This window comes from Haladaptatus sp. DYSN1, from assembly GCF_029489995.1.
Lineage (GTDB): Archaea > Halobacteriota > Halobacteria > Halobacteriales > Halococcaceae > QDMS2.
This window is the reverse complement of record NZ_CP120470.1, coordinates 2,189,925-2,202,857: the sequence shown is the minus strand read 5'-3', so window position 1 is coordinate 2,202,857 and position 12,933 is coordinate 2,189,925. Positions and strand designations below refer to the sequence as shown.

17 protein-coding genes are annotated in these 12,933 nt (G+C 61.1%); 10 read left to right on the top strand and 7 right to left on the bottom strand.

All coding sequences use genetic code 11. The annotated features are described in order from the left end of the window. Window positions 1-444: 444 nt before the first annotated feature. From P0648_RS11765 to P0648_RS11735, 7 genes are all read left to right on the top strand, one after another. Window positions 445-627 carry a DUF1918 domain-containing protein gene (locus tag P0648_RS11765; protein ID WP_276247060.1) on the top strand — a complete coding sequence of 61 codons (183 nt, stop codon included), beginning with the start codon at window positions 445-447 and terminating at the stop codon, window positions 625-627. 55 nt (window positions 628-682) lie between these two features. Then, a complete protein-coding gene (locus tag P0648_RS11760; protein ID WP_276247061.1) occupies window positions 683-1,099 on the top strand; it encodes an RNA-binding protein in 417 nt (138 codons plus the stop codon). 302 nt (window positions 1,100-1,401) lie between these two features. Beyond that, window positions 1,402-2,109: an RNase P subunit p30 family protein gene (locus P0648_RS11755; protein ID WP_276248470.1), complete on the top strand. Its 708-nt coding sequence runs from the start codon at window positions 1,402-1,404 to the stop codon at window positions 2,107-2,109. Next, window positions 2,106-2,585, top strand: a complete 480-nt coding sequence (locus tag P0648_RS11750; protein ID WP_277504082.1) for an Rpp14/Pop5 family protein — start codon at window positions 2,106-2,108, stop codon at window positions 2,583-2,585. Before P0648_RS11755 ends, P0648_RS11750 begins: the two co-directional genes overlap by 4 nt. 6 nt (window positions 2,586-2,591) lie before the next feature. Next, on the top strand, window positions 2,592-3,338 hold the full coding sequence (gene psmA, locus P0648_RS11745) for an archaeal proteasome endopeptidase complex subunit alpha (protein ID WP_276247063.1): 747 nt from the start codon (window positions 2,592-2,594) through the stop codon (window positions 3,336-3,338). A gap of 106 nt (window positions 3,339-3,444) precedes the next feature. Next, window positions 3,445-4,170: a ribosome assembly factor SBDS gene (locus P0648_RS11740; protein ID WP_276247064.1), complete on the top strand. Its 726-nt coding sequence runs from the start codon at window positions 3,445-3,447 to the stop codon at window positions 4,168-4,170. Window positions 4,171-4,270: 100 nt separating this feature from the next. Next, entirely contained in the window at window positions 4,271-5,143 is an 873-nt protein-coding gene (locus P0648_RS11735) for a mechanosensitive ion channel family protein (RefSeq protein ID WP_276247065.1), read from the top strand. A gap of 23 nt (window positions 5,144-5,166) precedes the next feature. On the opposite strand, the gene P0648_RS11730 is transcribed toward P0648_RS11735, so the two are convergent. Beyond that, the gene (locus tag P0648_RS11730; RefSeq protein WP_276247066.1) at window positions 5,167-5,484 is read right to left on the bottom strand and encodes an FUN14 domain-containing protein; all 318 of its coding nucleotides are present in this window, start codon (window positions 5,482-5,484) and stop codon (window positions 5,167-5,169) included. 236 nt (window positions 5,485-5,720) lie between these two features. Here P0648_RS11730 and hflX point away from each other — a divergent pair, with 236 nt between their 5' ends. Continuing rightward, window positions 5,721-7,010, top strand: coding sequence for a GTPase HflX (gene hflX / locus P0648_RS11725; protein WP_277504081.1), 1,290 nt, complete (start codon window positions 5,721-5,723; stop codon window positions 7,008-7,010). On the opposite strand, the gene P0648_RS11720 is transcribed toward hflX, so the two are convergent. From P0648_RS11720 to P0648_RS11710, 3 genes are read right to left on the bottom strand one after another with little or no spacing between them, the layout of a single operon-like run. After that, complete coding sequence (locus tag P0648_RS11720; RefSeq protein WP_276247068.1) at window positions 7,002-8,093, bottom strand: PQQ-binding-like beta-propeller repeat protein; 1,092 nt, start codon at window positions 8,091-8,093, stop codon at window positions 7,002-7,004. The two genes, hflX and P0648_RS11720, sit on opposite strands and share 9 nt — an antisense overlap. Window positions 8,094-8,132: 39 nt before the next feature. Continuing rightward, window positions 8,133-8,612 carry a cyclic pyranopterin monophosphate synthase MoaC gene (gene moaC, locus P0648_RS11715; RefSeq protein WP_276247069.1) on the bottom strand — a complete coding sequence of 160 codons (480 nt, stop codon included), beginning with the start codon at window positions 8,610-8,612 and terminating at the stop codon, window positions 8,133-8,135. After that, complete coding sequence (locus tag P0648_RS11710) at window positions 8,605-10,041, bottom strand: NAD(P)H-hydrate dehydratase (RefSeq protein ID WP_277504077.1); 1,437 nt, start codon at window positions 10,039-10,041, stop codon at window positions 8,605-8,607. The genes moaC and P0648_RS11710 overlap by 8 nt, the downstream gene beginning before the upstream one ends. Window positions 10,042-10,118: 77 nt before the next feature. On the opposite strand from P0648_RS11710, the gene P0648_RS11705 reads away from it, so the two are divergent. Continuing rightward, complete coding sequence (locus tag P0648_RS11705; RefSeq protein ID WP_277504075.1) at window positions 10,119-10,607, top strand: hypothetical protein; 489 nt, start codon at window positions 10,119-10,121, stop codon at window positions 10,605-10,607. Here the strand turns inward: P0648_RS11705 and P0648_RS11700 are convergent. Both P0648_RS11700 and P0648_RS11695 read right to left on the bottom strand, forming a co-directional pair. After that, window positions 10,597-10,875 carry an acylphosphatase gene (locus P0648_RS11700; RefSeq protein ID WP_276247072.1) on the bottom strand — a complete coding sequence of 93 codons (279 nt, stop codon included), beginning with the start codon at window positions 10,873-10,875 and terminating at the stop codon, window positions 10,597-10,599. The genes P0648_RS11705 and P0648_RS11700 overlap by 11 nt on opposite strands. 39 nt (window positions 10,876-10,914) lie before the next feature. Next, complete coding sequence (locus tag P0648_RS11695; RefSeq protein ID WP_277504074.1) at window positions 10,915-11,838, bottom strand: DNA-3-methyladenine glycosylase; 924 nt, start codon at window positions 11,836-11,838, stop codon at window positions 10,915-10,917. 122 nt (window positions 11,839-11,960) lie between these two features. Here P0648_RS11695 and P0648_RS11690 point away from each other — a divergent pair, with 122 nt between their 5' ends. Continuing rightward, a complete protein-coding gene (locus P0648_RS11690) occupies window positions 11,961-12,371 on the top strand; it encodes a DUF555 domain-containing protein (RefSeq protein WP_276274852.1) in 411 nt (136 codons plus the stop codon). 73 nt (window positions 12,372-12,444) lie between these two features. Here the strand turns inward: P0648_RS11690 and P0648_RS11685 are convergent, their stop codons facing one another. Beyond that, window positions 12,445-12,681 (bottom strand): UPF0058 family protein, encoded by a 237-nt coding sequence (locus P0648_RS11685; RefSeq protein ID WP_276247075.1) that lies wholly within the window; start codon window positions 12,679-12,681, stop codon window positions 12,445-12,447. Between the last annotated feature and the right edge of the window lie 252 nt (window positions 12,682-12,933).

The window sequence follows — 12,933 nt, the reverse complement described above, 5'->3', positions numbered from 1 at the left end:
TTATTTTCCCGCAGTTCGGCAATGCTGCGCGAGATGTGGGGAAGCGGTCTGTCTGTGGAGTCAGAAATCTCTGATGGAAGCGCCGGGCCTTTTTCAAAGAGGTGACATAACACTTCCGTTCGATGTGTCGAACTCACGACAAACTGTACGCTTTCCCAGTGTTCACTCACTATGAATTCCTCATTACAACCTGGGAGTTGGGTCCGCCGATGTTTATAACCTTGGTCGACGCTGTCCGATTCACCCGCCGTTGGCGATTTATTATGAATTAGTTACAGCAAATAGTAAGAATACAGATAACTACCGTGGATTGTGGAGTTAGTGGCTCCTGACAGGATTCGGTGGCGCTGGTGAGTCACCGCAACTGGACGGACCGCATCGCGCCGTGGGTCGAAAACTGACTGGAACCACGACATTTTTACGCCGCTCAGTTCTAAACCGGCTATGAGTTTCGACGAAGGTGACCAAGTCATCCTGCACGACAAGCACAGCGAATTCGACGGCCAGTCCGGCACCATCAGCCAGGTCGTAGAGAACATGTTCGGTGGCGCGACGTACACCGTGATGTTCGACGAGGGGCAGGAACAGGGAATCGCAGAGGATTCCCTCGAAGCACTCGAAGAGTAAGACCTTCTGGCGACGAGTACGACGCTTTTTACCGACGCGGGGCCAACGCTCGGCCATGTCGAAGGTTCCGTTTCACTACATCGACCTCCGGACGTTTTGCTACGCGACGGAGGACGAAAAGCGCGTGACAGATGCCCTCCAATCGTTTCTCCCCGCTGAGTTCGAACTCGAACGAATGGAGACGAAGGGCCACCACGGCGACCGAATCGTCATCCTCTCGGCTCGCGTCGAGAACGCAGACGACGTTCGCGTCGTCTTAGACCGGCTTGCCACGCTCGAAAACTTAGACCAGGTTCGCGTTGAAATCGACCAACGCGTAGACGACAACTGCTCGTTTTTCATCCATCTCGACAAGCAGGCGGCGTTCAAGGGCGTCACCAAACTTGGCGAGGGCATCTCGCTTCGTGGAAAGGTCGAAGCCTACCCGGCGAAAAAGGAGAAAGCAGTCGAAATCATCCGCGAAGCAATCTAACCGGGGCAGAAACGTGGCCCATGTTACCTAGTAACAATGCTTATGGGGATGGCCCGTGTCGATTGGAAAGAGGCATCATCGAATGCAAGCCTGTCCGTACTGTAATTCTGAGTTGAGCGGAACCAGGAGCCGAACATCGACGCGAACGGGTGGCGGGCGAAAGACGACCGGATCCGAGTTGGTTTCCTGTCCGGACTGCGGCGGGGTTATCGACGGCTTTTCGTCTCACTGACGCGGCCGCCGGGTCGCTCCTTTTATTCGCCGTGGCACGAAACCCGTGAGTGACAGCGCCAGAGGCTTACATGTACGAAGCAGTTCACGCACACCCCGACGGCGACAGCACGGTCGCCAGATTCGCCACCACGGCAGCGACGTACGGCTACGACGGCATCGTCGTTCGTAATCACGGCGACGCAGACGTCACGTTCGACGCACCTGCCCTGAGCGAAGCGACCGGCATCGACGTCGTCGAGGCAATCGAAATTCGCGCCGACAACCCCGCACAGGCGAGCGGTCACGTCGGGAACTACCGCCCGAAGAAGACGCTGCTCGTCGTCCACGGTGGGTCGACGAAGGTGAACCGCTTCGCGTGCGAGCAAGAGCGCGTGGACGTCCTCGCCCACCCGATGGCCGGGCGCGGCGACGTGAACCACGTCCTCGCGAAAGCGGCCGCCCGAAACAACGTCCGTCTCGAATTCAACTTTGGCGACGTGCTTCGCCGCCACGGCGGCCCCCGCGTGCAGGCGCTCCAGAATCTCAGAAAACTGCGCGAACTCGTCGAGTACTACGACGCCCCGTTCGTCGTGAGCGGTGACCCGCACACCCACCTCGAACTCCGCGCTCCCCGCGAACTCGTCGCACTCGGGGAGGCGATTGGCTTCTCGCGCGACCAGGTCGAACGCGGTCTCACGGAGTGGGGGGAGATTGTGGCGCACAATCGCGAGGTCCAGCGTGCGGACTTCATCGAACCCGGCGTCCGCCGCGGGCGCTACGAGGAGGTCTCAGAATGAAGCACTTGCCAAAGCACATCCGCCCCCGGTGGCGCTACCTCGCCGTCCACCTCGAAACGTGGCCGGATGCGCGTCTCGACCGGCGGACGTTCCAGCGTCACGTCTGGTACGCCGCCCAGAACCTCCACGGCGACCCCGGCGGGGCGGACCTGGACATGAAGGTGATTCGCTTTGCGTTCGACGACGGAATCGGCCACGCCATCGTCAGGACACGCCGCGGGGAGGAGGACCGTGCCCGAGCGGCGCTTGCGTGCCTCCACGAAATCGATGGCGAATCGGTGGGCGTACGCGTCGCCGGAATCAGTGGGACGGTGCGTGCTTGTGAAGAAAAGTATATAGGTCGCCGAAGGGTAAAACCGACACAGAGAAAAGTCGTCTTCGCAGGCGCAGACGCAACCGCCGTCGAACGGGGTTCCCGGGTCGACGTGCGGTTAGATGGCGCGTTTGTTGGGGCGACAGAACTCGATCTCGAGTGATACTACATGCAGGGACAAGCCCAACAGCAGGCATACGACCGCGGAATTACGATTTTCTCCCCGGACGGACGCCTCTACCAGGTCGAGTACGCCCGTGAGGCGGTCAAGCGAGGGACGGCGAGCATCGGTGTCCGGACGACGGACGGCATCGTGCTCGCAGTCGACAAGCGCATTCGCTCGCCGCTCATGGAGCGCACTAGCGTCGAAAAGATTCACAAGGCCGACGACCACATCGGCATCGCGAGCGCCGGGCACGTCGCAGACGCTCGCCAGCTCATCGACTTCGCCCGCCGCCAGGCGCAGATCAACCAACTGCGCTACGGCGAGCCAATCGGCGTCGAGACGCTGACGAAGGAAGTCACCGACCACATCCAGCAGTACACGCAGGTCGGTGGCGCACGCCCGTTCGGCGTCGCGCTCATCATCGGCGGCATCGAGAACGGCCGCCCACGTCTCTACGAGACGGACCCCTCCGGCACGCCGTACGAGTGGAAAGCCCTCGCCGTCGGCGCAGACCGCGGCGAGATTCAGGACTTCCTCGAAGCGAACTACGCAGATGACATGGACTTAGACGCCGGCGTCGGTCTCGCGCTTCGCGCACTCGCACAGGTCAACGACGGCAAACTCCGTCCAGAGGGTATCGGTGTCGCCACCATCTCCCTCGACGAGGACTTCGCCGAACTCGACGACGAGTCGGTCGAATCCTACCTGACCGAACTCGACCTCCTCGACACCTCCACCGACGAGGAATAACCCCGTCTCGTTCTTTTCTGGCTCGCTTCCCGGAGCCACTGCTCTCGGCCAATTTTCACCCCGAATGAGGACAACACCCTTTACCCGTGCTGTACTATATTGCACCATGATTTCACTTGACGAGGCCGTCACCGCTCGGCTCGAATCGCACGGTGCTCGATTCGAAGTTCTCGTAGACCCAGACGCCGCCCTCGCTATCAAACGCGACGAATTCAAGGGTGACCTGGAAGACGTCATCGCCGCAGACGACGTGTTCGAGGACGCCTCCCGAGGCGACCGACCGGCAGAAGAGGACCTCGAGAAGGCCTTCGGGACGACAGACCCGATGGAAATCATCCCCGAGGTCATCAAACGCGGTGAGATACAGATTACCGCAGAGCAGCGCCGGGAGATGCAAGAACAGAAGCGCAAACAGCTCATCGCGACCATCGCCCGCAACGCCATCAACCCGCAGATGGACGACGCCCCCCACCCGCCAGACCGCATCGAGAAGGCCTTGGAGCAGGCGGGATTCAAGGTCGACCCGATGGAGCGCGTCGAAAACCAGGTCGAAGACGCCCTCGAGGCGCTGCGCCCAGTCATCCCGATTCGCTTCGACACGGTCACCATCGCGGCGAAGATTCCGGCCCAGTACGCAGGCAGCGCACAGGCTCGCATCCGGAAGTTCGGCGACTTAGACCGCGAGGAGTGGCAAAACGACGGCTCGTGGGTCGGCGTCCTGACCTTCCCTGCAGGGTTGCAAAACGACTTCTACAGCCTGGTAAACGAACTGTCGAGCGGGGAAGCAGAGACCCAGATAATAAAGGACGAAGACGACATAAAAACGCGGTAGCGAGAGCGACCTGAAACACGGAGCCGAAAGGAGCCTGAAAACGACAGACAGGGTCGCCTCGGCAATCGCCTTTTTACAGCCTGACTGCTGAGTCTGTGACATGTTCGGTCAATTCGGGGCTCCCTTCGGACTGCCCACAGCACTCGCAGATTACCAGGAGGTTCTCGCCGAAATCGTCGCGTTCCTCGTCGGAGCGACAATCGTCTATTTCGTCGGCAGAATTCTCCTCTCACCGCTCATCCTTCGGGTCGTCAGGGCGCGCAATCACAACAACCCGACTATCGAGACGGCAGTCGAGACGTACCTCAAGGTCGCCTTCGCGCTCCTCGCCATCTTCACGGGCATCATCGCTGCCGGACACGGGGACGTTCTCACCGGGTCTGCGGTCATCATCGCTGCGCTCACCTTCTTGCTCGGTATCTCCGGTCAGGAGGTGTTCGGGTCGCTCATCAGTGGCATGTTCCTCGTCGCGGACCCCGATTTCAACGTCGGCGACTGGATTTCGTGGTCGGGCGGGGCAGGCACCATAGAGGCGGTCGACTTTCGGGTGACGCGGATTCGGACCGCGAACAACGAGACGATAACCGTCCCGAACACCGAACTCACGACCAACTCGCTCACGCGTCCGTTCGGTCGGGCGACGTTTCGCGTCACCGAGCGGGCGTTCGTCCCGTACAACGAGGACACAGAACAGGCACTCTTGGCGCTACAGCAGGTGGCGGCGAATCAGCCACAGGCACTCTCGGACCCGGCTCCGAACTCGCGCATCACCGACCTCGGAGCGAACGCCATCACCCTCCAGGCTGAGTTCTGGGTGGACGACCCCGCACGGAGCAACGTCGCGACGATTCGCTCTGACTTCAGACGCGAGTTGAAACGTCGGTTCGAAGAGGCGGGACTGACCCTCGCCCCGCCGTCGGGCCAGGAACTCTCCGGGTCGATTCGTGTCGAACGCGAGGCTGTCGAGAACTGAGTTCGAAAAAGCGGGGATTGGGCCTATCCTTTGCGGAAGCCAAGGAGGAAGCCGGCGGTGAAGGCGGCTCCAACCGAGAGCGTTTCGAGAATCGACGTGAGCCACGACGGCGGGGTCGCAGACGTGGCTTCCTCGCCGACCTTGACGAAACCGGCGGTGAGTCGCTCCCAGTCGACGGTGAGAATCTGGCGCGATTCTAAGAATTTGAACAGGGCAAGTTCGAGGCCGATGATGACGGCGATGAGCTTTGCCACCTTCTTGGCCGCAAAGCCGATTATCGCCCCGATGAGGGCACCACCCCCGGCTTCGATGCCGAGTTGTTGGAGGTTGATATCCACCATACCCCACACTCCGCACGTAACTGTTAAGACTTTTGTCCTGAATGGGCCGGTTCCACGTCGGTCACCGCGGGTGGTACGCCGTGACATTGAAGATGCGAGGGCGCATACAGGCGGGCATGAACGTCAGGAGAACAGCGGAGGTGGTCCGCCGTCGATAAGTTGGACCACGATGTGGTGTCGTACCGCATCGAGACGGGTGTATCGTCGCTCCGTGACGCTGCTGACGGGGACCTGCTATGAAGGCCGTTATCGTCAAACGCGTCGACCGGGGGAGTGCCGATGTTGGAGAGATCTGTGACCTCGCGCAAGCGGCCGGCTACACTGTCGCTGGCACGCTCACGCAAACGCGCGAGCAGGACGTCGCCCTCCACATCGGTTCAGGGAAAGCGGACGAACTCGCCGACCTCGTCGTCCAGACGGGAGCCGGCATCGTCATTTTCGACAATCGGCTTGGACCGTATCAGGTGTTCAACCTCGGAAAGCGCCTCCCAGACGGTGTCGAGGTCGTAGACCGCTTCAAACTCGTCCTCGAAATCTTCGGCCAGCGGGCTCGCACGCGCAAAGCACAGTTGCAGGTCGAACTCGCGAATCTTCGGTACGAACTGCCGCGAGCGGAAGCAAAAGCCAGCCTCGCAAAGCGCGACGAGCGTCCGGGGTTCATGGGACTCGGTGAGTACGACCAGAACCGCGAACGTGACATCAAATCGCAGATTTCCCGCGTCCGCGACGAACTCTCGCGCATCGAACAGCGCGAAGAGCAGCGCCGCGAGCACCGCCGGGAGACGGGATTCGACCTCGTCGCCCTCGCCGGGTACACGAACGCGGGTAAATCGACGCTTCTGCGCCAACTCGCCCGCGACATCGAGGTCGACGAAAACGACGACTTACACCCCGACATCGAGGCGACCGCCGAGTCTGAAGACCGCCTCTTTACGACGCTCGGAACCACGACCCGGCGGGCAGACATGGAGCGAAACGTCCTCGTCACGGACACGGTTGGGTTCATCATCAACCTCCCCCACTGGCTGGTCGAATCGTTCAAATCCACGCTGGATGCGGTGTACCACGCAGACCTCGTGCTCCTCGTCGTGGACGTTTCAGAGCCAATCGAGGACATTCGCGAAAAACTCGTCACCTGCCACGACACGCTCTACGAGCGCAACGAAGCACCCATCGTCACCGTCTTGAACAAGGCAGACGCGGTCGAACAGGCGGAGATTCAGGAGAAAATCGAGGCGCTCTCCGCGCTCGCACCTGACCCCGTCGTCATCAGCGCGAAGGAGGACCTGAACATGGACCTCCTGCGCGACCGTATCGAACGCGCCCTGCCACCGTTCGAACACGAGCGCCTCGTCCTCCCGATGACGGACGAAACCATGAGTCTCGTCTCGTGGATTCACGACAACGCCCGCGTCAACGACGTGGATTACGGCGACCAAGTCATCGTAGACTTCGAGGCGCGGCCAGCCATCGTCGAAAAGTCCCGCTCGAAGGCTGGCGACCTGCCAGTTGCAGAATCAGCCTGAATATTCGAGCCTGCGGAGCGTTCCCATCCGGTCGTCGAAGACGTACATTTCTGACTGGGAGACGACAGTGAGTTTGATGGGCCTGTTGTCGAGGTTAGCACTCCACTGCTCGGTTCCGTCGGCGGCGAACTTGACGAGTGCATCGTCCGCCGAAAGGGCATACACGTTACCCTCGGTGACGTCCACGAAGTGAATGGTGTGCTCCTCACTTCGCCACTGCACTGCGCCAGTTTCTACGTCGAGTGCGGTCATCGGGCCCGCACCGTCCGGGTCTTTACTCCAGCGAAACGCGGGAATCTGCCCCCAGAGATACACCTGCGAATCGACGAGCGGCGACCGACTGGGATTGTAGTCCGTCTCTCGGTCCCACACCTGCTCACCAGTCGCCGGGTCGAACGCCGTGGCTGACCCTTCGCCAACCGCGACGACGGCATCCGAGGATGCGCCGACGAACGAATCGAGGCCCACCTCGCTTGTCCATAGTTTGCTCCCGTCTGCCGGGTCGATTACGATGACCTCGGTCACGGCGGCGAAGAACGCGCGTGTTCCGTCGGTTGCGTAATCTCGAATTTCGGTATGGCTCACGGCATCGCTTTCCCACACCTGCTCGCCAGTCGTCGCCGCCACTGCTTCGAGGGCTCCATCTTTCGTCCCGATGAGCGCCATATCCTCGAACAGGTGAAATTCGATGAGTTCCGTCTCGTCGAACGTCCGTTCCCAGACTTCGGTCCCGTCGAAATCCATCGCCAGGATTCGTAGTTCCGCGGCGACGAGGACGACGTCGTCGACGACGTATGGACCAAACCACACGGCTGAGCCATGCCGCGTCGAATCGTCGAAGTCGTACGATGCAGTGACGTCGCCCGTTTCCCGGTCGATGAGATGCACCTGGCCGTCGTACTCGCTCCCCGTCACCACCGTGTCCGACGTGAACGCGAGTTTGCCGACCGGTGAACCCCCGCTTATCTCTGCACTCCAGACTTCTGATACGGGTTCAGGTAGTGGATTTGCTGAACAGCCAGCGAGTGCTGCACTCGCGCCTGCAACAGTAGCGAGAAACGACCGGCGTGACGACGGCTGCATTGCGCCAGACTCCTCAACCATCCAGCAAGTGCTTTCCGGTCAGTCCAGTGACTTCTTTTCTTTGTCCAGCACGCGAACGTTCGAAATCTGCGTCGCTGGATACTGGCCGTCTTCGTCCTTCTCGACGGCTTTCACCATGTCCCAGACGACGTTAAGGCCGGTGGTGACGCCTTCGAGCGCTTCCATCTCACAGCCTGTTTTGCCGGTGGTTTCGACGGCCACGGTCAGCGTAATTTTCTCGTCTCCCACGTCGAACTCCGTGTCCACGTTCGTAATCGGAATCTGGTGACACATCGGGATGGTCTCCCATGTGTGCTTGACCGCCTGAATCGCGCCGACGCGGGCGGTTGCGAGCACGTCGCCTTTACCGATTTCGCTTTCACGAATCGCGTCGATAGTCGAAGCTTTGAGATGAATCTCACCGCGCGCGACGGCGCGGCGGGCGATGTCGGGTTTCTCCCCGACGTTCACCATCTGGACCTCACCCGTTTCGGTCGTGTGGGTCAGGTCGTCACTCATCGCGCTCACCCCAGAGCGCAATCGGGAGGTTCGAGAGTAGGTCAGTTGCCATCATGCCATAGCCTCTTTCCTCTGCGACTATATCACCAGCGCGTCCCGTCGCGTAGGCGGCGATGGCCGCGGCCTGTGGTGGGTCGTGCGTCGCGGCGAGTGCACCAGTCGCACCCGCGAGGACATCGCCGGTTCCGCCGACGGTCATGCCGGGGTTCCCGGTTCGATTCACGCGAATCGTCTCGCCGTCTGAAATCACGTCGTAGGCGCCTTTCACGAGCAGCGTCTGCTCCAGTTCGGCGGCGAAATCGGCGACGAGGTCTTTGCGAGTGCGCCAGTCCGAGTCAGTTTCCCCGCCCATCTTCTGGAGTTCACCCTGATGGGGCGTGCAGATGAGTGTGGCCTCTGTCTCGACGTTCGGAACGACTTGCAGGGCGTCTGCGTCGATGACGGCGGTTCCGTCGAGCGATTCGAGGAACTCACCGACGGCCTCAAGCGTCTCATCTGCGCTCCCGAGGCCCGGACCGAATACGACGGTGTCGTGGTCTGCGGCGAGTTCGAGGAGCGACTCGACGTGGGCGGGTTCGAGCTGGTCGCCGTCGAAGGGCCGTACGATGAGGTTCTCGCTGTAGCCCTGAATCTCGCGAGCGATTGATTCGGGACAGGCGACGCGCACGAGGTCGGCCCCGGCGCGGAGGGCAGACTGGGCGGAGAGTGCGGGCGCACCGGTGTACGGGCCGCCCCCGACGACGAGCACCTCGCCGTGGTCGCCCTTGTGGCTGTCCGACTGGCGCGTGAGCGACTGGAGGTCGCCCGGCCCGACGAACAGTTCGGCGGCTGCCGGAATGCCGATGTCCGCGACTGTTACGTTCGGGAAGTTCTCGAGGCCGGGTTTCATGTCGTGGAAGGTAACGACGTGGTCTGCGCCGACGGCGATTCCTTCCGAGGACCCAGTATCTGCGTCCATGCCCGTTGGAACGTCTACCGAGACGACCGTCGCGCCGGCAGCGTTGATGGCTTCTGCCGCCGATTTCTCGGGTTCGCGGAGTGCGCCGGTCACGCCCGTGCCGAGCATTCCGTCGATGATGAGGTCGGGGCTTCCGAGGTCGAGGTCAGTCGAGTCGCGAACTTCGCGGGAGTCGTACTCCGCTTCTTGCAGGGCTTCCCAGTTCTCGCGGGCGATGTCGGTCGAGATGGTCTCCTCGCGGCCGAGGAGGTGGACCGTCACGTCGTACTCGTCGAGAAACCGGGCGGCGACGAAGGCGTCACCGCCGTTGTTCCCCCGGCCCGCGACGATGGCGACGGCTGCCCCGGGTGCTACGAGGTCGCTGACGACGCGGGCGACGGCGTTGCCACTCGACTCCATCAACTGCTTCTGTGGAACTCCGAGGGCCGCGGCGTTCGCGTCGACGGCGGCCATCCGGTCGCTCGAAATCATGGCAGGGAGTTGTTCCCCATCCCGGTTAAACGTGCGGGGGCGGTGGAGTCAAATTCCTCCGGCCCCTCCTCTCGCGTGTGAACGTCTTCTGGTTGGACGAAGACCCCCGAAAAGCCGCCCGCTATCACTGCGACCAGCACGTGAACAAGATGCTGCTCGAAGCCGCACAAATCCTCTCGACGACGCTCCGCGCCCACGGCCACGACGAGGCGTTTCTATACCAGCCGACTCACACGGGCCATCCGACCGTGAAGTGGGCCTCGCACTCGCGAGAGAACTGGCTCCGGCTCTACGAATTCGCTGGCGCACTGAACGAGGAGTTCATGGAGCGATTCGGCCACGACGAGGCCCATGCGAGTTGGCGTATGCTTCAGTTAATCGACCGCGACAGCATCGCCATTCCGGCGCGAGAGCCAACAGAACCGCCTCAGTGCATGCCCGAGGAGTACTGCCGCGAGGACCTCGTGGACGCCTATCGCGCCTACTACGCCAACGACAAGGAGTGGGCCGAGTGGAAGTACACGGCGGAACCCGACTGGCTGCTCGAATACCGACTCAACGCTTAATTTCGAATCCGTCGAGGCCTTCTGGTGGCTCGAACTCGGATTCGACGCTCGTCACGTCGGCGGCCGGACTGCCGGTGTAACACCACTCAATCATCGACTTCACGCGGTCTTTTTCACCCTCGAAGATGGCTTCGACGCGGCCGTCGTCCAGATTTCGCACCCAGCCGTCGACGCCGAGTTCCGTCGCTCTGTCTCGGGTGTTTGCACGGTAGTAGACTCCCTGTACGGTTCCAGTCACGTACACGTGAGCGCGCGTTCGCTCAGGCATGTGCATGCGTGCAAGCGCGAGGAGCAAAAATGTCCGGACTCACTCGTCGTTGGCCGGGCCGCCGGTCCGGAGATAGTGGAACACGTACGTCTGGGCGTACCCTGCGTACTCACCGCCGAACTGCGCGCGGATGGACCGCGACGTGTTCGTGTAGTTCCCCTGGTCGCAGTCGGGATAGTGGTCGGCGATGGCCGATTGAATCCACGTGTCGAGTGGGACCGCTTCGAGGTAGCCGAGTGAGAACAGCAATACGCAGTCTGCCACTTTATCCCCCACACCGACGAACGTTTTGAGTTCCTCGCGGGCGTTCTCGTAGTCCAGACCTACGGCATCTTCGGGATGGGCGAGCCCCTGCGCGACGATTTCAGCGGAGCGTTGTACGTAGGGTGCGCGGTAGCCAAGGTTCAGGTTGCGAAGTTGCGCCTCGCTCGCGCCCGCGAGTGCTTCGGGCGTTGGGAACGCGTGGTACGCCCGGCCGTCGAACTCGACTTTCTCGCCGAAGGTGCGCGCGAGGCCGAGTTGCATCTGATGGATGCGGGCGACGCGCATCTGCGCAGAGCAGATAAACGAGATGAGCGTCTGGAACGGTGGGTCGCGCACGAGGCGCATCCCCTCGTAGGCGTCGTAGGCCGCGTCGACGAGTGGGTCTGTCGGGATGGCGTCGAAAATCGCGGGCAGGTCGTCGTCCAGGCGGAGCAGGTGGCCGAGCGTCTCCGCGGCGTCGAACTGCGATTCCCACTCTAGCTTGTCCCCGCGCTGGCGGACGCGCAGGACGGCTGGGTCCCCGTCAGCGTAGGTCCCGGGAAGGACGGTGTAGTACCACGCTTCGCCGCCGTAAGCGGGCGTCTGTTCGTACATCCGTCCGTCTTCGCGTCGCCACAGGTAGGACTGACCGCTTTCCACCGTCGATTGCAGGTCGAATTCTCCCTTCAGGTTGCCAAGTGCGAGGGTGCCCGACTCCATTATCACCGCAAAGGAGTGGCGGGCGTTTTGCGCTTTCGACTCCAAAATGACAAACAGGTCACAAACGCGACGTATGACGATTTTGCCTAACCTTCTTACGATAGCGGCGTGAATAATACTCTATGGACTGCAGAGTTGTCGTCGAAGCCGCAGTCCCGGTGTACGACGTCGGAACGCCGGACGAGGCGGTACGCATCGCCATCTCAAAGACTGGTGAGATGCTCAACCCCGACTTGAATTACGTAGAAATCAACATGGGAGAACGGGTCTGTCCGCACTGCAAGGAAGACCTCGACCCCGCTTTCCTGAGCGCAGACGAGAGTCTGGTCGCGCTCGAACTCGAGATGACGGTGTTCAACGTCGAACGGGAGGAACACGCCTCACGCATCGCGCGCAAGGAAATCGGCCAACGACTCCACAACATCCCACTCGAAGTGCTCGACGTGCGGGTACTCGACGAGGACGACGACGAACCAGCGACGGAGGAAGAAGACGACGACCTGCTCGAAATCGAAGAAGTCGCGGACAACTGATGGCTCGCTTTTTTCGAGCGTTGTGACTCGGCGGTGAGTTAGGTCCGGAAGAACGGCGTCTTCGGCGACGCGCTTAATCGGCCGTGGCGGAGATCTTTTCGGATTCCGCCTCGGTCATCTCTGCGGTGATACCGTCTGCGAGTGCGAACACTGCTGCTTTGTGGTCAGTTTTCGATTTGTGGATTGAAGTCGGTCGTACACCGAGAGACTCGTACGCTTCGTGTTCAATTGTAATTCCAAACTCTGTCTCGTAGTGGTTGCATACCTCCGAGAGGAGGCCGTGCAGGTGGATGAGCTCCTGCTTCTTCATAACAACACCATCTAACGAGCGGAGGGTTATATTACTATCTTGAGTCTCGTTAGCATACTTACCGGTTTAGACGGGCTGTATCGACAGTATTCGCCGGAATTTCGTCCGGCTCCCTTCGGGCAGTTGACGGGTCTATTGCGTGACCTTTGACTATGGTTGTCACACGAGTTAGGCTCCGGCAAACTGATTTTTACGAATTCCTAACGAGCCACTCCCACAGACCGTCCCTCGTGTTGACCACAAGTAGGAAAC

What these genes read in the sequence shown, in the direction of transcription:
- P0648_RS11765 (WP_276247060.1), top strand. Translation starts at nt 445, where the DNA reads ATGAGTTTCGACGAAGGTGACCAAGTCATCCTGCACGACAAGCACAGC.
- P0648_RS11760 (WP_276247061.1), top strand. Translation starts at nt 683, where the DNA reads ATGTCGAAGGTTCCGTTTCACTACATCGACCTCCGGACGTTTTGCTAC.
- P0648_RS11755 (WP_276248470.1), top strand. Translation starts at nt 1,402, where the DNA reads ATGTACGAAGCAGTTCACGCACACCCCGACGGCGACAGCACGGTCGCC.
- P0648_RS11750 (WP_277504082.1), top strand. Translation starts at nt 2,106, where the DNA reads ATGAAGCACTTGCCAAAGCACATCCGCCCCCGGTGGCGCTACCTCGCC.
- psmA (WP_276247063.1), top strand. Translation starts at nt 2,592, where the DNA reads ATGCAGGGACAAGCCCAACAGCAGGCATACGACCGCGGAATTACGATT.
- P0648_RS11740 (WP_276247064.1), top strand. Translation starts at nt 3,445, where the DNA reads ATGATTTCACTTGACGAGGCCGTCACCGCTCGGCTCGAATCGCACGGT.
- P0648_RS11735 (WP_276247065.1), top strand. Translation starts at nt 4,271, where the DNA reads ATGTTCGGTCAATTCGGGGCTCCCTTCGGACTGCCCACAGCACTCGCA.
- P0648_RS11730 (WP_276247066.1), bottom strand. Translation starts at nt 5,484, where the DNA reads ATGGTGGATATCAACCTCCAACAACTCGGCATCGAAGCCGGGGGTGGT.
- hflX (WP_277504081.1), top strand. Translation starts at nt 5,721, where the DNA reads ATGAAGGCCGTTATCGTCAAACGCGTCGACCGGGGGAGTGCCGATGTT.
- P0648_RS11720 (WP_276247068.1), bottom strand. Translation starts at nt 8,093, where the DNA reads ATGCAGCCGTCGTCACGCCGGTCGTTTCTCGCTACTGTTGCAGGCGCG.
- moaC (WP_276247069.1), bottom strand. Translation starts at nt 8,612, where the DNA reads ATGAGTGACGACCTGACCCACACGACCGAAACGGGTGAGGTCCAGATG.
- P0648_RS11710 (WP_277504077.1), bottom strand. Translation starts at nt 10,041, where the DNA reads ATGATTTCGAGCGACCGGATGGCCGCCGTCGACGCGAACGCCGCGGCC.
- P0648_RS11700 (WP_276247072.1), bottom strand. Translation starts at nt 10,875, where the DNA reads ATGCCTGAGCGAACGCGCGCTCACGTGTACGTGACTGGAACCGTACAG.
- P0648_RS11695 (WP_277504074.1), bottom strand. Translation starts at nt 11,838, where the DNA reads ATGGAGTCGGGCACCCTCGCACTTGGCAACCTGAAGGGAGAATTCGAC.
- P0648_RS11690 (WP_276274852.1), top strand. Translation starts at nt 11,961, where the DNA reads ATGGACTGCAGAGTTGTCGTCGAAGCCGCAGTCCCGGTGTACGACGTC.
- P0648_RS11685 (WP_276247075.1), bottom strand. Translation starts at nt 12,681, where the DNA reads ATGAAGAAGCAGGAGCTCATCCACCTGCACGGCCTCCTCTCGGAGGTA.